The following is a 21,542-nucleotide window of genomic DNA, read 5'->3' as shown; positions in this document are numbered from 1 at the left end:
CACTAATGACGAAGCCCGAAGACAATACTCAGAAGCTCGCTCAGGCATTGCGCGTCTCGCTCAAGGAGACGGAGCGGTTGCGTGCCCGCAATCGCAAGCTCGATGCGGCTCTTCGCGAACCGATCGCGATTGTGGGTATGGCCTGCCGGTATCCGGGTGGGGTCAGTTCGCCTGAGGAGCTGTGGAATCTAGTCGCGGAGGGGACGGACGCGACCTCGGAGTTCCCCGGCAATCGTGGCTGGGATATCGATCGCCTCTACGACGCGACCGGGGAGACACCGAACAGCACCTATACCCGTGCGGGCGGATTCCTGCATTCCGCAGGTGAATTCGACCCCGCGTTCTTCAACATCAGTCCCAATGAAGCCGCGCTCATGGATCCTCAGCAGTTCCTGCTGCTGGAGACCTCATGGGAGGCGTTCGAACGGGCCGGTGTCGATCCCGGCTCACTGAAGGGCAGCCGGACCGGCGTGTGGGTCGGCATGATGTACCACGACTATCCGGCCAATGCGAATTCGGGATCCATTGCCTCCGGCCGGGTCTCGTATGTGTTCGGCCTGGAAGGGCCGTCGGTCACCGTGGACACGGCCTGCTCGTCCTCATTGGTGGCAATGCATTCCGCGGCGGCCTCGCTGCGGTCGGGGGAGTGCGATCTGGCGCTGGCCGGTGGTGTGGCGGTGATGGCCACCCCGGAGACCTTCGTGGAGTTCAGCCGGCAGCGGGGTTTGTCCCCGGATGGTCGGTGTAAGTCCTTCTCCGACACCGCCGATGGGGTCGGGTGGTCCGAGGGCGTCGGTGTGCTGGTGTTGGAGCGACTCTCCGACGCCCAGCGCAACGGGCATCAGATTCTCGCGGTGATCGCCGGTTCGGCGGTGAACCAGGATGGCGCGTCCAATGGATTGACCGCACCCAACGGTCCCTCGCAGCGGCGGGTCATCCGCCAAGCTCTGACCAATGCGGGGGTGTCCCCGGCGGAGGTGGATGTCGTCGAAGCCCACGGCACCGGTACGACGCTGGGTGATCCGATCGAAGCCCAGGCGCTGATGGCGACCTACGGCCAGGAGCGTGACGCGGACCGGCCATTGTGGTTGGGCTCGCTGAAGTCCAATATCGGTCACGCCCAGGCCGCGGCGGGTGTCGGTGGTGTGATCAAGATGGTCATGGCGATGCGCCATGGCGTGCTGCCCAAGACTCTGCATGTGGATCAGCCCTCCACGAAGGTGGATTGGTCCGAGGGCCATGTGCGGTTGTTGACCGAGGCGGTGGCGTGGCCGGAGGCGGATCGTCCGCGTCGTGCCGGTGTGTCCTCGTTCGGTATCAGCGGCACCAACGCACACGTCATCGTGGAGCAGGCCCCGGTGACCGAGCCTGTGGTGGATCAGGTGCCGGCGGTGCAGACCGTCCCGGCCGGTGGTCTGCTTCCGTGGGTGGTCTCGGCACGCACCGGCGAGGCTCTCGCCGGTCAGGCTGTTCGCCTGACATCGCATGCGGCCGAACATGATCCGATCGATCTCGGTTTCTCGCTGGCGTCCACACGTGCTGTTTTCGAGCATCGCGCAGTTGTGATGGCCGAGGACCGCGATGGTCTCCTGGCGGGAGTCGGGGCGCTGGGCCGCACCGAAACCACTCCCGGCGTCGTGACCGGTCGCGTGGTGGTGGGCTCGACCGGTGTGGTGTTCTCCGGTCAGGGTGCGCAGTGGGCCGGTATGGCTACCGAACTGCGCGCCGCGTATCCCGTGTTCGCCGAGGCGTTCGACGCGATCGTCACTGAGCTGGATCCGCTGCTGGGGCAGTCGGTTTCGTTGAGCGAGGCGTTGGCGGACGCTGATCTGGTTGATCGGACGGTGTTCGCGCAGGCGGGTTTGTTCGCGTTCGAGGTGGCGTTGTTCCGTCTGCTCGAATCGTGGGGCGTGCGTGCGGATGTGGTGGCGGGTCATTCGATCGGTGAGGTGGCTGCCGCGCATGTGGCGGGTGTGTTGTCTCTGGCGGATGCGTGTGTGCTGGTCGCGGCGCGTGGCCGGTTGATGCAGGCTTTGCCCACCGGTGGGGCGATGGTCGCTGTCGGTGCGTCCGAGGCCGATGTGCTGCCACTGCTGGCCGGTGAGGTGTCGATCGCCGCGGTGAATGGTCCTGCGTCGGTGGTGCTCTCCGGTGTCGAAGACGCCGTCGCCGCCGTTGTCGAGGCGTGTGCCGAGCGTGGTTGGCGTACACACAAGCTGCGGGTGTCGCATGCATTCCACTCGGCCCTGATGGAACCGATGCTGGCCGAGTTCGCCACGGCGATAGCGGGTTTGGCGTTCGCTCGTCCCACCGTCCCGTTGGTGTCCACGGTCACCGGCGCCGGGATCACCGACGAAATGATCGATCCGTCGTATTGGGTCGGTCAGGTCCGCGACACCGTGCGGTTCGCCGATGCGGTTGCCGCGATGGCGAATTCGGGCGTGTCCCGGTTCGCCGAGGTCGGACCCGACGCCGTGCTCACCCCCATGATCGCCCAGACGCTCGACGACGCCGCCACGGTGGTGGCCTTGGCGCGCCGGGATCGGGCAGATTCGTTCTCCGTGCTGTCCGGCGTGGCCGGGCTGTTCGTGACCGGAGCCGACGTCGACTGGGCCGGCTTCTATGCCGACTCCGGAGCTCAGCGAATCGACCTGCCCACCTACGCATTCCAGCATCGGCGCTTCTGGATCGCCGCAGGCGCCGTCGGTGGCGATGCCCGGGCGATGGGTCTGGCGGCCACCGGACATCCCCTGCTCCCGGTGGTGGTGTCGCAACCGGACTCCGACGCGGTCACCCTCACCGGCCGACTGTCGGCCCAGACGCATCCATGGCTGGCCGATCACCGGGTGATGGACACCGTGCTGTTCCCCGGCACCGGTTTGGTCGAACTCGCCCTGCAGGCCGGGGAGCAGGCCGGCTGCTCGACCCTCGAGGAGTTGGTCCTGCGGGTGCCGCTGGTGCTGCCGGAGTCGGCAGGCGTCGCGGTGCGCGTGGTGGTCGGTGCCCAGGACGCCGCAGGCCGACGCGGAGTGCGGGTCTACTCCTGCCCCGATGACGGTGTCGATGCGGTGCCGTTGTGGACATTGAACGCCGAAGGCGTGCTCACATCGGGATTCGACAGCGCGCCAGCGGATTTGGCGCAGTGGCTGCCCGCCGGCGCCACCGCCGTCGAAATCGACGGTGTCTACGACTCCCTCGATGCGCAGGGCTATCACTACGGTCCGGTGTTCCAGGCACTGACCTCGGTGTGGCGCGGCACCGACGGCGTGCTCTACGCCGAGGTCGAGCTGCCGGAGCAGGCCCGTCCGGACGCCGAGCGGTTCGGCGTGCATCCGGCGCTGCTCGATGCCGCCCTGCACGCCCTGCGCTTCGCCGATGGCATGCCCGCGGAGGGCGCCGGGCTGGCCTTGCCGTTCGAGTGGTCCGGCGTCGCCGTGCACGCGACGGGAGCGGGCGCGCTGCGCGTCCGGCTCACCCGCGTCGGCGAGCACGCGGTCACCCTCGATCTGGCGGACCCGACCGGTACCCCGGTGGCGACGGTGCGGCAGCTGGCTTCCCGGCCCATCGATCCCGCGCAGCTCACGGGCGGCGCATCCGCGGTCGGCACTGCGCTGTTCCAGATCGGCTGGGCGCCGATCTCGATCGGCGCGGCCGAAGTCGGCGCGGTGTCCTGGGCGGATCTCGCTGACGAGGTTCCGGCCGCGGTCGTGTTCGATTGCCCGGAGGGCAACGACCCCGCGGTCATCCACGCCGCGACCCATGCAGCTCTCGCGGTGGTTCAGTCCTGGATCGCCGATTCTCGGTTCGCCGAGTCGACGCTGGTGGTTCGGACCAGTGGAGCGGTATCGGTTGCCGGGGAGGGCATTACGAACCTGGCCGGTGCTGCCGTCGGCGGCCTGGTTCGCTCCGCGCAGGCGGAGAACCCCGGCCGGATCGTATTGGTGGACACCGACTCCGTGCTCGACGGGCTGCTGGGCGGGATTCTCACCGCGCAGGAACCACAGGTGGCCGTGCGTGCCGGGCAGATACACGGTGCGCGACTGAGCCGGGCCACCGCGGCGACCGCCTCGGCGACCGACCCCTTCGATCCGGACGACACCGTTCTCATCACCGGTGCGAGTGGTCTGCTCGGCGGACTGTTCGCCCGGCACCTGGTCGACACCCATGGCGTGCGTCGCCTGTTGCTGCTGAGCCGACGCGGCGAGGCCGCTCCCGGCGCCGCGGAGTTGCGCGCGGAGCTACAGCGGCTCGGCGCGGAGGTCGAGTTCGTCGCGTGTGATGTCGCCGATCGCGACGCGCTCGCGCAGGCGATCGCGACTGTGCCTGCCGCACACCCGCTCACCGGCGTGTTCCATATGGCCGGCGTCCTCGACGACGGCGCTGTCGCCTCGTTGACCCCGGCCCGGATGGATGCGGTGCTGGGCCCCAAGGTCGATGCCGCCCTGCACCTGCACGAACTCACCGCCGATCTGCCGCTGAAAGCGTTCGTGCTGTTCAGCTCGGTCGCCGGTGCGTTCGGCAATGCCGGACAGGGCAACTATGCCGCGGCCAATGCGTGCCTGGATGCGCTCGCGGCACTGCGCAGGACCTCGGGCAGCCACGGGCAGTCCCTGGCCTGGGGTCTGTGGGACGGGGGCATGGCCGGGCAGCTCAGCGACGCTGACCTGCACCGCATTTCGCGTTCGGGCCTGCTGCCGCTGTCGCAGGACCAGGGCCTGGCGCTGTTCGACGCCGCCACCGCGAGCGACGTGACCGCCCCGGTCCTCGCCCGCCTGGACCTGGATAGCCTGCGGGGCGCCGAATTCGCCGTGCCCGCACTGTTTTCCGGCTTGATCCCGGCTCGCCGCAGAGCGGCCTCGGGCGCGGCGACGCCATTGCGTGCTCGTCTGGCCGGCACTCCCGACAGCGAGCGTTTCGGTCTGCTCGTGGAAATCGTGCGCGGTCAGGTCGCGGCGATTCTCGGTCATCAGAACACGAACGCGATCGCGGCGGACAAGGCCTTCGGCGAGCTGGGCTTCGACTCGATCACCGCTGTCGAGTTCCGCAACGCCCTCAAAGCCGTCACCGGCCTATCGCTGCCCGCGACACTGGTATTCGACTACCCGACACCGCAGGCGCTGGCGAGATATCTGGCCGACGAATTCACCGGCACCGGCCGGGAGGCCGAGGTGACCGCCAGCGCGGCCGTCGACGACGAGCCGATTGCGGTGGTAGCGATGAGCTGCCGCTATCCGGGCGGCGTCGCCTCGCCGGAAGACCTGTGGAATCTGGTCACCTCCGGCATCGATGCCACCGGCGAGATGCCGACGGATCGCGGCTGGGATATCGAGGGCATCTACGATCCCGAACCCGGTCACGCGGGCAAGACATACACCCGTCAGGGCGGATTCCTGTACTCCGCAGCGGAATTCGACGCGGAATTCTTCGGTATCAGCCCCAACGAAGCCGCGATGATGGATCCGCAGCAGCGGTTGCTGCTGGAGGTCTCGTGGGAGGCATTGGAGCGCGCCGGTGTGGATCCGGTGGTGCTGCGCGGCAGCTCGACCGGTGTCTTCACCGGCATGATGTACCACGACTACGCGCAAGGTACCGGGAACAACGCAACCGGGAGCTTGGTCTCGGGCCGGGTCTCGTACGTGTTCGGCCTCGAAGGCCCCGCGGTCACCGTGGACACGGCGTGTTCATCCTCGCTCGTGGCCATGCATCTGGCGGCGCAGTCGCTGCGGTCGGGTGAATGCGACCTGGCGCTGGCCGGTGGTGTGGCGGTGATGGCCACCCCGGAGACCTTCGTGGAGTTCAGCCGTCAGCGCGGCTTGTCCCCGGATGGTCGGTGTAAGTCCTTCTCCGACACCGCCGATGGTGTCGGGTGGTCCGAAGGTGCCGGTGTACTGGTGCTGGAGCGACTGTCCGACGCCCGGCGCAACGGCCATCAGGTGCTCGCGGTGATCGCTGGTTCGGCGGTGAATCAGGATGGCGCCTCGAACGGTCTGACCGCTCCCAACGGTCCGTCGCAGCGCCGAGTGATCCGCCAAGCTTTGGCCAACGCCGGGATCTCGCCGGTCGAGGTCGATGTCGTGGAAGCCCACGGCACCGGTACGACGCTGGGTGATCCGATCGAAGCCCAAGCGCTGCTTGCGACCTACGGCCAGGATCGTGAGGCGGACCGGCCATTGTGGCTGGGGTCGCTGAAGTCCAATATCGGTCACGCCCAGGCCGCGGCGGGTGTCGGTGGTGTGATCAAGATGGTGATGGCGATGCAGCACGGGGTTCTACCCCGGACGCTGCATGCTGATCAGCCCAGCACCAAGGTCGACTGGTCCGAGGGCCATGTGCGGTTGCTGACCGAGGCGGTGGCGTGGCCGGAGGCGGATCGTCCGCGTCGTGCGGGTGTGTCGTCCTTCGGGATCAGCGGCACCAACGCGCACCTCATCGTCGAGCAGGCCCCGGTAGCTCCGGTGGCGGAGTCGGTGCCGGTGGTCGAGACCGTTCCGGCGGCGCTGCCGTGGGTGGTTTCGGCGCGCGGTAGTGACGCTCTCGCCGGCCAGGCTGCCCGTTTGGCATCGTCTGTGGCCGAACACGATCCGATCGATATCGGTTTCTCGCTGGCGTCCACGCGCACTGTGCTCGAGCATCGTGCTGTCGTGGTGGCCGAGAGCCGGGAAGGTCTCCTCGCGGGACTCCGGTCGCTGGCTGACGGTGTGCAGGCACCCGGTGTGGTGACCGGTCGCGTGGTGTCGGGTTCGACGGGTGTGGTGTTCTCGGGTCAGGGTGCGCAGTGGGCCGGTATGGCTGCCGAGTTGCGTGCGGCGTATCCGGTGTTCGCCGAGGTGTTCGACGCGATCGTCGCCGAGCTGGATCCGCTGCTGGGGCAGCAGGTTTCGCTGACTGAAGCCTTGGCCGTTGCTGATCTGGTCGACCAGACGGTGTTCGCGCAGGCGGGTTTGTTCGCGTTCGAGGTGGCGTTGTTCCGTCTGCTCGAATCGTGGGGCGTGCGTGCCGATGTGGTGGCCGGTCACTCGATCGGTGAGGTGGCTGCCGCGCATGTGGCCGGGGTGTTGTCTCTGGCGGATGCGTGTGTGCTGGTGGCCGCGCGTGGCCGGTTGATGCAGGCATTGCCCGCCGGTGGGGCGATGGTCGCTGTTGGTGCGTCCGAGTCCTATGTGTTGCCGTTGCTGGCCGGTGAGGTGTCGATCGCGGCGGTGAATGGCCCTGCGTCGGTGGTGCTTTCCGGCGTCGAGGACGACGTCGTGGCTGTTGCCGATCGTTGCGCCGAGCAGGGTTGGCGCACTCGCCGACTACGTGTCTCGCATGCTTTCCATTCGACCCTGATGGAGCCCATGCTGGCCGAGTTCGCCTCGGCGATCGAGGGTTTGGCTTTCTCCAGCCCGAGCATCCCGCTGGTGTCGACCGTGACCGGCGCTCGGATCGTCGACGAGATGCGTGCTCCCTCGTACTGGGTGGCTCAGGTCCGAGAATCGGTGCGCTTCGCGGATGCCGTTGTGGCGATGGCTGATTCGGGCGTGTCCAGGTTCGCCGAGGTCGGTCCCGACGCGGTACTGACCCCCATGATCGCCCAGACCCTCGATGACGGCGCCGCCGCCGCGGTCGCGTTGGCCCGTCGCGATCGGGCCGATGCGCCGACACTGCCGGCCGGAGTGGCCGCGTTGTTCGTGACCGGCGCCCAGGTCGATTGGGCCGCTCTGTACACCGGTTCCGGTGCTCGGCGAATCGACCTGCCCACCTACGCTTTCCAGCGTCGGCGCTATTGGATGGCCCCGACGTCCACCGGTAGCGGCGACGCCCGGTCGATGGGTTTCGTGGCCAGCGGGCATCCGCTGGTTTCGGCCGTGGTCGCGCAGCCGGATTCCGAGGTGGTCACGCTCAGCGGCCGTTTGTCGGCCCAGACCCAGCCATGGCTGGCCGATCACAAGGTCATGGACACTGTCCTGCTGCCCGGCACCGGACTGGTCGAACTCGCCCTGCAGGCCGGAGAACACGTCGGCTGCCCGACCCTGGACGAGCTGGTCCTGCAAGCGCCGCTGGTGCTTCCGGAGTCGGCCGGGGTCGCGGTGCGCGTGGTGGTCGCTGCCCCGGACGGTGCGGGTCGGCGCGGCGTGCGGATCTTCTCCTGCCCCGACAGCGGCGTGGATTCCGCGTCGTCGTGGACCTTGAACGCCGAAGGTGTGCTCGCGCCGGACGAGGCGGCGGCGGATTTCGATCTCGCCGCATGGCCGCCGATCGGCGCGCAGCCGATGGATATCGACGGCGTCTACGACGAGCTGTTCGATCTCGGATACGGCTACGGCCCCCTGTTCCAGGGTTTGCAGGCCGCATGGCAGCGCGAGGGAGAATTGTTCGCCGAGGTCGCGCTACCGGATCCCCAGGAAGCCAACGGTTTCGGCATCCATCCCGCATTGTTCGACGCCGCTCTCCATGCCGGAATCGTGCACGGCCGTCGCAACGGCGGCGGTGATTCGCCGGTGCTGCCCTTCACCTGGAACCGGGTCGCGCTGCACGCAGTCGGCGCTGCCGCAGTGCGGGTGCGTATCGCGCTGCAGGACAATAGGTTTGCCGTCCAGCTTGCCGACGAGCAAGGGCAACCGGTGTTGTCGGTGGATGCCCTGGTCTCCCGGCCGGTGTCGGCCGAGCGGCTCGGCGGCCGCCCCGCGTCGGAAGCCCTGTTCGGTGTGGACTGGGTCGCCGCCGGGTTGTCGGACGAGGTGACGGTCGAACCGGATCGGATGGCGTTCCTCGGTTCTGATCGGGGCGCTGACGAGGTGCCCGGCCACCGTGATCTCGCGGCGTTGATCGCCGATCTGGATGCGAATCCCGATGCGGTTGTCCCTGAGATCGTCTTGCTGGACTGCCCCCGCGGTGACGGCCCCGAGCCGGAGGCCGCACGGGAGGTTGTCACCGGTGTCCTGGATACCGTTCAGCGCTGGCTGGCCGAATCTCGTTTCGCCGGTTCCCGTTTGGTGGTGCTCACCAGGCAGGCGGTGACCGTCGCGGATGTGGATCAGGTGCGGCTGGATCAGGCCCCGGTGTGGGGGTTGGTGCGGGCGGCGCAGGCGGAGCACCCGGGTCGTTTCCAGCTTCTCGATCTGGATGACAACGGTGAACTGCGCGCTGCCGCGACCGCGGTCGCCGCTGTCGCGTCGGAACCCGAGGTCGCACTGCGCGGCACGAGCGTGCTCGTGCCGCGTTTGAGTCGCCACGCTTCGGGCACGATTGTTCGATCGGCAGCGTCGGGCACGGTGCTGATCACCGGCGGCACCGGTGGTCTCGGTGCGGTGATCGCCCGCCATCTGGTGACCGAACACGGTGTGCGCCAACTGCTTCTGACCGGTCGCCGTGGCCCGGATGCGCCGGGAGCCACCGAGCTTCGGGACGAACTCGTCGAGCTCGGCGCCGAGGTCACCATCGCCGCGTGTGACGTGTCCGATCGAGACGCGCTGGCCGCCCTGCTCGAGACCATCTCCGGCCAGCACCCCCTGGCCGGAGTGATCCACGCGGCCGGAACCGCCGACAACGGCCTGATCGAATCGATCACGCCCGACCGCATCGAGCAGGTGTTCCGGCCCAAGGTCGACGCCGCGTGGCATCTGCACGAACTCACCCGCGACCGGTCGCTGGAGTTGTTCGTGCTGGTGTCGTCGGCGGGTGGCCTGGTGCTGGCCGCCGGCCAAGCGAACTACGCCGCCGCGAATGTCTTCCTGGACGCCCTCGCGGCCCACCGTCGCGGCCTGGGACTGCCTGCGACATCCATCGATTATGGGTTGTGGGCGCGGTCCACCGCGCTCGGCGCCGAGCTGTCCGAGAGCGACTTCGACCGGATGCGGCGGCAGGGCTACCCGCCACTGACCGAGGCCGAGGGCCTGGCACTGTTCGACTCGGCGATCGCCACCGACCAGGCCCAACTGGTCGCGCTGCGAGTCGATCCGGCCATCCTGCGAACCCAGGGCGAGCGGATCCCGGCGCTCCTGCGCGCGGTCGTCCCGACGCCCGTGCGCCGCCACACTCGCAGCGCGGCAGGCCAGGCCTTCCTGCGGAAGCTGGCCGGTCTCTCCGACAGCGAGCGCGACAGCGCGCTGCTCGAACTCGTCCGGTCCACTGCCGCCGACATTCTCGGGCACGCCTCCATGGCAGCTGTCGAACCCCAGCAGGCTTTCCAGCAGCTCGGTTTCGACTCGCTCAGCGCGGTCGAGTTCCGCAACAAACTCAATACCGCGACCGGTCTGCAACTACCGGCCACCCTCGTTTTCGACTACCCCAATCCGCAGGTCGTCGCCGAGTTCATCGGTTCGCAGCTCACCGGCGCCGGAGCCGTCGAAGAACTCGCGACCAGTCGAGTCCGGGCCGACGACGAGCCGATTGCCGTGGTGGCGATGGGATGTCGCTATCCGGGTGGCGTCATGTCGCCGGAGGATCTGTGGAGCCTCGTCGTCTCGGGTGCCGACACCACCGGTGAGTTGCCGGTGGATCGTGGCTGGGACATCGACGGCATCTACGATCCCGAGCCCGGCAAGATAGGCAGGACCTACACGCGCCGGGGCGGATTCCTCTACTCCGCAGCGGAATTCGATGCCGAATTCTTCGGGATCAGCCCCAACGAAGCCACGATGATGGACCCCCAGCAGCGATTGCTGCTGGAGGTCTCGTGGGAGGCGCTGGAGCGCGCCGGTGTGGATCCGGCAGTGCTGCGCGGCAGCTCGACCGGTGTGTTCACCGGTGTGATGTACCACGACTACGCCCAGGGAACCGGGACCGGAGCCAGCACCGGCGGCAGTCTGGTCTCGGGCCGGATCGCTTACACGCTGGGATTGGAGGGCCCGGCCGTCTCGGTGGACACGGCGTGTTCGTCGTCGCTGGTGGCGCTGCATCTAGCGTCGCAGTCGCTGCGGTCGGGGGAGTGCGATCTGGCACTGGCCGGCGGTGTCGCTGTGATGGCCACCCCGGACATGTTCCTCGAGTTCAGTCGTCAGCGCGGGCTCGCACCGGATGGACGATGCAAGTCCTTCGCCGACGCCGCCGACGGTGTCGCCTGGTCCGAAGGCGCCGGAATGCTAGTGCTGGAACGACTCTCCGACGCCCGGCGCAACGGTCACCAGATTCTCGCGGTGATCGCCGGTTCGGCGGTGAACCAGGATGGCGCGTCGAATGGTCTGACCGCACCCAACGGTCCCTCGCAGCGGCGGGTCATCCGCCAAGCGCTGGCCAATGCCCGGGTGACTTCGGCCGACGTGGATGTGGTCGAAGCTCATGGCACGGGAACGACTTTGGGCGATCCGATCGAAGCCCAGGCGCTACTCGCGACCTACGGACAGGACCGCGAGGCGGATCGTCCGCTGTGGTTGGGTTCATTGAAGTCCAATATCGGTCACGCTCAGGCTGCGGCCGGTGTGGGTGGTGTCATCAAGATGGTCATGGCGATGCGCCATGGCCTGCTGCCGCGAACGCTGCACGTGGATCAGCCCAGTACCAAAGTCGATTGGAGCGAAGGTCATATCCGGTTGCTGACCGAGGCCGTCGCGTGGCCGGACGTTGATCGTCCGCGTCGCGCCGGAGTGTCCTCCTTCGGTATCAGCGGCACCAACGCCCACCTCATCGTCGAACAAGCTCCGGCAGCGGCCCCGGCTCCGGCGGCCAAGACCGTCCCGGCCGGTGCAGTGCTGCCGTGGGTGCTCTCGGCACGTACCGCCGAGGCTCTCGCCGACCAGGCTGCCCGCCTGACGTCCCATACGGACGAGCACGATCACGACCCGATCGACATCGGCTTCTCGCTCGTGACTTCGAGGGTGCTGTTCGACCATCGCGCCGTGGTGTTGTCCCCCGAGCACGACAGCCTGCGGGCCGGCACTCGAGCGGTGGGGCGCGGCGAAACGGCTCCGGGTGTGGTATCCGGTCGTGTGGTGTCGGGTTCGACCGGTGTGGTGTTCTCGGGTCAGGGTGCGCAGTGGGCCGGTATGGCTGCCGAACTGCGTGCGGCGTACCCGGTGTTCGCCGAGGTGTTCGACGCGATCGTCGCCGAGCTGGATCCGCTGCTGGGGCAGCAGGTTTCGCTGACTGAAGCCTTGGCCGTTGCTGATCTGGTCGACCAGACGGTGTTTGCGCAGGCGGGTTTGTTCGCGTTCGAGGTGGCGTTGTTCCGTCTGCTCGAATCGTGGGGCGTGCGTGCGGATGTGGTGGCGGGTCATTCGATTGGTGAGGTGGCTGCCGCGCATGTGGCGGGTGTGTTGTCTCTGGCGGATGCGTGTGTGCTGGTGGCCGCGCGTGGCCGGTTGATGCAGGCGCTGCCGGCCGGTGGGGCGATGGTCGCTGTCGGTGCCTCCGAGACCGACGTTCGGGCGCTGCTGGCGGCCGGTGACGTGCCCGCCGGTGACGTCTCGATCGCGGCGGTCAACGGCCCGTCGTCGGTGGTGCTCTCCGGCGTGGAAGCTGCCGTCGTGGCTGTTGCCGAGCAGTGTGCCCAGCAGGGTTGGCGGACGCACCGGTTGCGGGTCTCGCATGCCTTCCATTCGGCGTTGATGGAGCCGATGCTGGCCGAGTTCGCTTCGGCGATCGAGGGTTTGGCGTTCGCTAGCCCGAGCATTCCGTTGGTGTCGACGGTGACCGGCGCCCGGATCGGTGACGAGATGTCGGATCCGTCGTACTGGGCCGGTCAGGTCCGGGACACCGTGCGTTTCGCCGATGCGGTCACCGCGATGGCGGGTATGGGTGTGTCCAGATTCGCCGAGGTCGGGCCCGATGCGGTACTGACCCCGATGGTCGCCCAGACCCTCGATGACGGTGCTGCCGCGGTGGTGGCGCTGGCGCGGCGTGGTCAGGCGGACGCGTCGGCCGTGCTGGCTGGAGTGGCCGGGCTGTTCGTGACCGGCGCTCACGTCGACTGGGCCGGCCTCTATGCCGGTACCGGAGCCGAGCGAATCGACCTGCCCACCTATGCTTTCCAGCGCAGCCGCTACTGGATGCTCGACGGCTCCGCCGCCGGCGGTGACGCCCGGGCCATGGGTCTCGCCGCCACCGGACACCCCCTGGCCTCGGTGGTGGTGTCCCAACCGGATTCCGACGCGGTGACCCTGACCGGCCGGCTGTCGGTGCAGGCGCACCCCTGGCTCGCCGACCACACCGTCATGGACACCGTGCTCTTCCCCGGCACCGGTCTGGTCGAACTCGCCCTGCACGCCGGCGAACAGGTCGGCTGCTCGACCCTCGAGGAACTGGCCCTCCAGGTCCCGCTGGCACTCCCGGAGTCCTCGGGACTCGCGGTGCGCGTGGGGGCCGGTGCTCCGGACGAGACCGGCCGTCGCGCGGTGCGGATCTTCTCCCGCCCCGAGGACGGTGTCGATGCGGCGCCGGCGTGGACCTTGCACGCCGAAGGTGTGCTCGCCCCCGGAATCGGCAGTGCGCCTGTCGATCTGGTGCAATGGCCGCCGGTCGGTGCGGTCGCCGTGGACATCGACGGTGCCTACGACGCGCTCGATGCGCAGGGCTACCACTACGGACCGGTGTTCCAGGCGCTGAAGTCGGTGTGGCGCGCCGCGGACGGGCTGCTCTACGCCCAGGTCGAACTGCCCGAGGCGGCCCGCGCCGAGGCGGAGCGGTTCGGTCTGCATCCGGCGCTGCTGGATGCGGCGTTGCACGCGTTGCGTTTTGCCGAGGACACATCGGCGGAGGGCGCCGGGCTGGCGCTGCCGTTCGAATGGTCCGGTGTCACCGTCCACGCGGCCGGCGCCGACGCCCTGCGTGTCCGGCTCACCCGTGCCGGTGAGCACGGCGTTGCCATCGATCTGGCGGACTCGACCGGTGCTGCGGTGGCCACCGTGCGGCACTTGGCCTCCCGGCCGATCGATCCCGCGCAACTGACCACGGGCGCTTCCGTCGCCGGCAATGGGCTGTTCCAGATCGACTGGGCGCCGATCGCGGTGCGTCCTGCCGAGGTCACCGCGGTGGCGTGGCCGGATCTCGGTGAGCAGGTCCCGCCGGTGGTCGTGCTGGAGTGCCCCGCGGGCAACGATCCGGCCGCCATCCATGCGGCGACGCACGACGTTCTGGAGATCCTCCAGTCCTGGATCGCAGACCGGCGATTCACCGAATCGGTGCTGGTGGTTCGGACCAGCGGCGCGGTTTCGGTTGCCGGGGAAGACATTACGAACCTGGCCGGCGCCGCGGTGGGCGGTCTGGTCCGCTCCGCGCAGGCGGAGAACCCCGGCCGGATCGTCTTGATCGACAGCGACTCCGCACTCGACGGGCTGCTCGGCGGGATCGTGGCCGCGGCCGAACCGCAGGTGGCCGTGCGTGACGGGCAGGTGCACATCGCGCGGTTGGGCCGCGCGGCCGCCACCACGGCGACCGTCGCTCCCGCCTTCGATCCGGACGACACCGTTCTGATCACCGGCGCGGGCGGGTTGCTCGCCGGGATGTTCGCCCGGCATCTGGTCGCGGCCCGCGGTGTTCGTCGCTTGCTGCTGTTGAGCAGGCGCGGCGAATCCGCGCCTGGCGCCGCGGAACTCGGGGCGGAGCTGCGGCAGCTGGGCGCCGAGGTCGAGTTCGCCGCCTGTGATGTCGCCGATCGTGACGCCCTCGCCGAGGTGCTGGGGGGCGTGCCCGCCGATCGTCCGCTCACGGGCGTGTTCCACATGGCCGGTGTCCTCGATGACGGTGCGATCGCGTCGCTGACCCCGGCACGCATGGATACGGTGCTGGGGCCCAAGGTCGATGCCGCGCTGCACCTGCACGAACTCACCGCCGGACTCCCATTGCACGCGTTCGTGTTGTTCAGCTCGGTCGCCGGTGCCTTCGGCAACCCCGGTCAGGGCAACTACGCCGCGGCCAACGCATGCCTGGATGCGCTGGCGGCACACCGCAGGGCTTCGGGTGGAACCGGTAGTTCGATGGCCTGGGGCCTGTGGGACGGTGGCATGGCCGGACAACTCAGTGACGTTGACCGTCAACGCCTTTCGCGTTCTGGCATGCTGCCGCTGTCGGAGGACCAGGGCCTCGCACTGTTCGATGCCGTTCTCGAGATCGACGTGGCGGCCCCGGTCCTCGCCCGTCTCGATTTCGAGAGCATCCGCAGCGCGGGCACTGCCGCGCCGGCGCTCTTCGCGGGCCTCATCCCGGCGCGCCGCAAGGCGGCTTCGGGCGCCTTCACGGCGCTGCGGGCTCGGCTGGCGAACACTCCCGAGAGCGAACGTTTCGATGTGCTCGTGGAGATCGTGCGTGCGCAGGTCGCCACGATTCTGGGGCATCAGAACGTGAACGCGGTCGCGGCGGACAAAGCCTTCGGCGAGTTGGGCTTCGATTCGATCACCGCTATCGAGTTCCGCAACGCTCTCAAAGCTGTCACGGGATTGCAGTTGCCCGCGACCTTGGTGTTCGACTACCCGACACCTCAGGCCCTGGCGACATATCTGGCCGACGAGTTCGCCGGCACCAGCCGCGACGTCGAGGTGACCGCCGGCAGAGCCGTCGACACGGACCCGATCGCCGTCGTCGGCATGGCCTGCCGCTACCCCGGAGGCGTCACGTCCCCCGAGGAACTGTGGGAACTGGTCCGGGTGGGCGGGGACGCGGTGTCGACCCTCCCGACCGATCGAGGCTGGGACATCACCGGCCTCTACGATCCGGAACCGGGCCGCGCGGGCAAGTCCTACACCCGGGAAGGCGGATTCCTGCACACCGCAGCGGAATTCGACGCGGACTTCTTCGGCATCGGCCCGAACGAAGCCACGATGATGGATCCGCAACAGCGCCAACTCCTGGAAACGACCTGGGAGGCGCTGGAACGCGCCGGTGTGGATCCGGCGGTGTTGCGCGGCAGCTCGACCGGGGTGTTCACCGGCGTCATGTACCACGACTATGCCCAGGGCAGCGGGAACAGCGCGACCGGCAGTCTCGTCTCCGGTCGCATCGCCTACACCCTGGGATTGGAGGGCCCGGCCGTCTCGGTCGACACGGCCTGCTCGTCGTCCCTGGTGGCCATGCATCTGGCGGCGCAGTCGCTGCGGTCGGGTGAATGCGACCTGGCGCTGGCCGGTGGTGTGGCGGTGATGGCCACCCCGGAGACCTTCGTGGAGTTCAGCCGGCAGCGAGGCTTGTCCCCGGATGGTCGGTGTAAGTCCTTCTCCGACACCGCCGATGGTGTCGGGTGGTCCGAGGGCGCCGGAATGCTGGTGCTGGAGCGACTCTCCGACGCCCGGCGCAACGGCCATCAGGTGCTCGCAGTGATCGCTGGTTCGGCGGTGAATCAGGACGGCGCGTCGAATGGTCTGACCGCTCCCAACGGTCCGTCGCAGCGCCGAGTGATCCGCCAAGCACTGGCCAACGCCGGGATCGCGCCGGTCGAGGTCGATGTCGTGGAAGCCCACGGTACGGGTACGACGTTGGGCGATCCCATTGAAGCCCAGGCGCTTCTGGCCACCTACGGCCAAGACCGTGCGGCGGATCGTCCGCTGTGGCTGGGGTCGTTGAAGTCCAACATCGGTCACTCTCAGGCTGCGGCCGGTGTGGGTGGTGTGATCAAGATGGTGATGGCGATGCGCCACGGCGTGCTGCCCAAGACGCTGCACGTCGATGCGCCCAGCACCAAAGTCGATTGGAGCGAAGGCCATGTCCGGTTGCTGACCGAGGCGGTGGCGTGGCCGGAGGTGGATCGTCCGCGTCGTGCGGGTGTGTCCTCGTTCGGTATCAGTGGCACGAATGCCCACGTCATCGTCGAGCAGGCACCGGTGGTGGATCAGGCGCCGGTGAAGACGGACCGTGCTGATGGGCTGCTGCCCTGGGTGGTTTCGGCACGAAGCGGTGAAGCGCTCGGCGGTCAGGCTGCTCGCCTGGCGTCCCACGTGGCTGATCGCGACCTGAATCCGGTGGATGTCGGCTTCTCCCTGGCGTCCACGCGCGCCGTTTTCGAGTATCGCGCGGTTGTGGTGGCCGAGAGTCGCGATGGTCTGCTCGCGGGCGTCCGTTCCCTGGCTGCCGGTGAGCAGGTCCCCGGTGTGGTGACCGGACGCGTGACGTCGGGTTCGACGGGTGTGGTGTTCTCGGGTCAGGGTGCGCAGTGGGCCGGTATGGCTGCCGAGCTGCGTGCGGGGTACCCGGTGTTCGCCGAGGTGTTCGATGCGATTGTCGCCGAGCTGGATCCGCTGCTGGGGCAGCAGGTTTCGTTGAATGCGGCGTTGGCCGGTGCCGACCTGGTCGACCAGACGGTGTTCGCGCAGGCGGGTTTGTTCGCGTTCGAGGTGGCGCTGTTCCGTCTGCTCGAATCGTGGGGCGTGCGTGCGGATGTGGTGGCGGGTCATTCGATTGGTGAGGTGGCTGCCGCGCATGTGGCGGGTGTGTTGTCTCTGGCGGATGCGTGTGTGCTGGTCGCGGCGCGTGGCCGGTTGATGCAGGCGCTGCCCGCCGGTGGCGCGATGGTCGCGGTCGGTGCGTCCGAGGCCGACTTGCTGCCGTTGCTGGCCGGTGAGGTGTCGATCGCGGCGGTGAACGGCCCTGCGTCGGTGGTGCTTTCCGGCGTCGAGGACGATGTCGTCGCTGTCGCTGAGCGGTGTGCGCACAAGGGTTGGCGGACGCATCGGTTGCGTGTTTCGCATGCCTTCCATTCGGCGTCCATGGAACCGATGCTGGCCGAATTCGCCACAGCGATACGAGGTTTGGCGTTCGCCCGCCCCCGGGTCCCGCTGGTGTCGACGGTGACCGGTCTGCGGGTGGCCGACGAGATGTCGGATCCGTCGTACTGGGTGCGTCAGGTTCGGGAGACCGTCCGGTTCGCCGACGCGGTCGCCACGGCCGCCGAGCTCGGCGCGTCCAGGTTCGCCGAGGTCGGTCCCGACGCGGTGCTGACCCCGATGATCGCCCAAACCCTCGATACCGCAACCACAATCGCTCTCGCCAGACGAGACAACGCGACCCCCGTGACCCTGCTGATGGGCCTCGCCCGTCTGCACGTCACCGGTGCGACGGTGGATTGGACCAGCTACTACGCCGGAGTCGGTGGCACGAAGACCGACCTCCCGACCTACAGCTTCCAGCACCGCCGCTTCTGGGCCACGGGCCCACTGCACACCGGCGAGGCGCACGCGCTCGGCCTGCGGTCCACCGAGCACCCCATGCTCGGCGCGATGGTGGCACAGCCGGAGAGCGGCGGAGTCAGGTTCACCGGCCGCCTGTCCACGGCCACCCATCCCTGGCTGGCCGATCACGACGTGCTCGGCACGGTGCTGCTCCCCGGCACCGGATTCGTCGAGCTCGCCGTGCACGCCGGAGACCAGGTCGACTGCCCGGAACTCGAGGAACTCACACTGCTGGCCCCGCTGGTGTTGCACGGGCATGGCGGAGTGCAGATCCAGGTGATCGTCGGTGACAGCGATGAGACCGGTCGCCGAGGGCTCGACATCTACTCGCGCAAGGACGAGGACGATCCGTCGCTCTCGTGGACCCACCACGCGCATGGCACGGTGAGCCCGGGGCAGGAGGCCGGCGACGGCTGGACCGGCTTCGCGCAGTGGCCACCGGCCGGTGCCACCGCCGTCCCGTTGGACGGGGCCTATGACGAACTCGCGGAGAACGGGTACCACTACGGGCCCGCCTTCCAAGGGCTGTCGGCCCTGTGGCGTCGCGGGGCGGATCTCTTCGCCGAAGTCGCTCTCCCCGAGCAGACCTCGACCCAGGGCTACGGCGTGCATCCCGCGCTGCTCGACTCGGCCATGCACGCACTGTCCTTCGGCCTTCCCGAGGGCGTGGACGAGCACGCCGAGCGGCCGACCCTGGTGCCGTTCGCGTGGTCTTCGGTGCGCGTGCACGCGGACGGCGCCCGGCGGGTGCGGGTCCGGTTGACCTGGCTGAATCAGGGAGAAGTCACCCTGGCGATGGCCGATTCCGGTGGCGCGCCATTGCTTTCGGTGCGTTCGCTCGCCTTGCGGCCGCTGTCGGTCGAACTGCTCTCGGGGGCGGCCCGATCCTCGCAGGACGCACTGTACGAGCTCACCTGGCGGCCCGGTCCGGAACTGCGTTCGGCGGCGGGAGTCTCGTGGGCCGAATGGGGCGCGGCGGAGCCGGCGTCGGTCCTGTTCTTCCGGCCCCCGCTCGACGGCGACGACGTGCCGGCCCGGCTGCGTACCGCGCTGCACCGCACGCTGGGCGTCATCCAGCAGTTCCTGAGCGAAGAGCGGTACGCCGCAACAACTTTGGCGGTGATCACCGACTCCGACACCGACCCGGCCGCGGCCGCGGTGTGGGGTCTGGTGCGCGCGGCGCAGGCGGAGAACCCCGGGCGAATCGTGCTCATCGAGGCGCGTGCGGAGACAGCGGCGGATCACCTTGTCGCCGCGGCGATCTCGGGTGAGCCGGAACTGGCTGTCGACGCCGACGGGGCGCGGGTGCCGCGCCTGGTTCGCGCCGCATCGCCCGAACCGGAGCCGCGGGCACCGTGGGATCCCGAACGGACGGTGCTGATTACCGGTGGCACCGGCGGGATCGGTCGCCACCTCGCCGAGCATCTGGTGACCGGACACGGTGTGCGGCACCTGCTGCTGGCCGGTCGTCGTGGACCGGACGCCGTCGCGGATCTGATCGACGAGCTCGGCGCTCACGGCGCCCGGGTCCGCGTGGCCGCCTGCGATGTCACCGACCGAAATGCGTTGCGGGACCTGCTCGCTTCGATACCCGCGGAGCATCCGCTGGGTGCGGTCGTCCACGTGGCGGGCGTCGCCCACAACGGTCTGGTCCACACCTTGACGCCGGAGCAGATCGACTACTGCCTCGGCGCCAAGGCCGACGCGGCGTGGTATCTGCACGAGCTCACTCACGACGCCGGACTGTCCGCGTTCGTGATGATCTCCTCGGTGGCAGGTTCGATCCTGCCTGCCGGGCAGGGTGGTTACGCGGCGGCCAACGTCTTCCTCGATGCCCTCGCCACCTCCCGGCATGCCGAGGGCCTACCGGCCACCTCGCTCGCCTACGGTCTGTGGGACATCGAAACCGGACTGTCGCAATGGCTCAGCCAGGCCGACCGGCTGCGCATGCGTCGACAGGGCATGCCGCCGCTGGCAGCGGACAAGGCGCTCGAATTGTTCGACGCGGCAGTGTCCACGACGCGTCCGGTGCACGTGCCGGTCGAGATCGACCTGGCCGCGCTGCGCGCCCGGGATGCGGTGCCCGCACTGCTCGGCGACCTGGCCAAGCGGGCCGGGCGTCGGCACAGCAGCGGAACACAGGATGTGGGAGCGCTGCGCAGGCAGCTGGCACAGCTCTCGGAGTCCGAGCAGGAACAGTGGCTCCGGACCCACATCCTCGAGAACGCCGCCAGGCTGCTCGGGCACGAGAGCGCCGATGCTCTCGACCCCGAGCGCGACTTCCTCGAGGCCGGGTTCGACTCACTGGCCGCCATGGAGTTGCGGACCGCGCTGAACGCCTCCACCGGCCTGACCCTGCCGACAGCCGCGATCTTCGATCACAAAACGCCTGCGGCACTGGCCCGATACCTGCGGAAGGAGCTCACCACAGCCACCCGAAGCGACAGCGAGCGGGTGAGCGAAGACGACTCGCTGTACGGAATGTTCCGCGGCGCAGTGGAATCCGGGCGGGTCGGCACCGGCTTCGCACTGTTGAATCTGGCGGCGGAGCTGCGCGAGCAGTTCGCGTCGGCGTCCGAACTGGACCAGCTATCGGTGCCGGCGCGAGTCGCCGCGGGTTCGGCTCTGCCGCGGATCATCTGCCTCACACCGCCACTGGCCACCGGCGGCGCGCATCAGTACGCCAGGATCGCCTCGCACCTGCGCACCGCCCGTGAGGTCGTGGCGCTGTCGCCGATCGGCTGCCGGACGGGAGAACCCCTGCCGGCGACGCCGACGGCGGCCTTGGAGGCCCTGGCGCGCAATGTTCTCGAAGCGGCACAAGGAGATCCGTTCGTGCTGCTCGGGTACTCCTCGGGCGGCCTGCTGGCCTACCTCCTCACCGAGCACCTGGAGGCGGTGGGCGGACCCGCGCCCGCGGGCGTGGTCATGCTCGATACCTACCGGGTGGACGATGGCGGCGGCGAATGGCTGCTGCGGGCGATGGCCGAGCACATGGTGTCCAACGAGGCGACCTTCGGCCGCTTCGACCAGGCCCGCTTGTCCGGTATGGGCTGGTATGTCCGGCTGCTCCAGGAGATGGCGCCCGGTCCCGTTGTCACACCGACCTTGTTCGTCCAGTGCGCCCGGTCGTTCCTGGGAAGTTCGGAAGAGCGTGCGGACTGGCAGGCCCAGCCCTGGGACGCAACGCATTCCGTCATGCCGGTCCAGGCTGATCACTTCACGATCCTCGAGGACGGCTCGGCGGATGCCGCGGACGTGATCGAGGGCTGGCTCGCGGGTTAGAGGCGACGACCGGGTGAGCCCAGGCTCACCCGGTCGTTCTCGCCTGGCGCCTTGTCCGAGAAAGTTGCCGATCCGGCGACGCGTCGGCGGATCGGCCATGAACTCGACGTGACCGATATTGAGCGCTAAGCTAACCGACTAAACAGTCAGTATGCTCGCTTCGGCGGGGAATAAGCAGTGCTTGGG

1 protein-coding gene is annotated in these 21,542 nt (G+C 68.7%); it reads left to right on the top strand.

Annotation, left to right across the window (positions count from 1 at the left end):
- Positions 1 to 5: 5 nt before the first annotated feature.
- The gene (locus ABZV44_RS30780) at positions 6 to 21,356 is read left to right on the top strand and encodes an SDR family NAD(P)-dependent oxidoreductase (protein WP_354843827.1); all 21,351 of its coding nucleotides are present in this window, start codon (positions 6 to 8) and stop codon (positions 21,354 to 21,356) included.
- Positions 21,357 to 21,542: the final 186 nt, after the last annotated feature.

Origin of the sequence: Nocardia sp. NPDC004860, from assembly GCF_040609015.1 — a bacterium.
In the GTDB taxonomy this organism is placed as follows: Bacteria; Actinomycetota; Actinomycetes; order Mycobacteriales; family Mycobacteriaceae; genus Nocardia.
The sequence above is the reverse complement of the archived record's forward strand: the minus strand, read 5'-3'. Positions and strand labels throughout refer to the sequence as shown.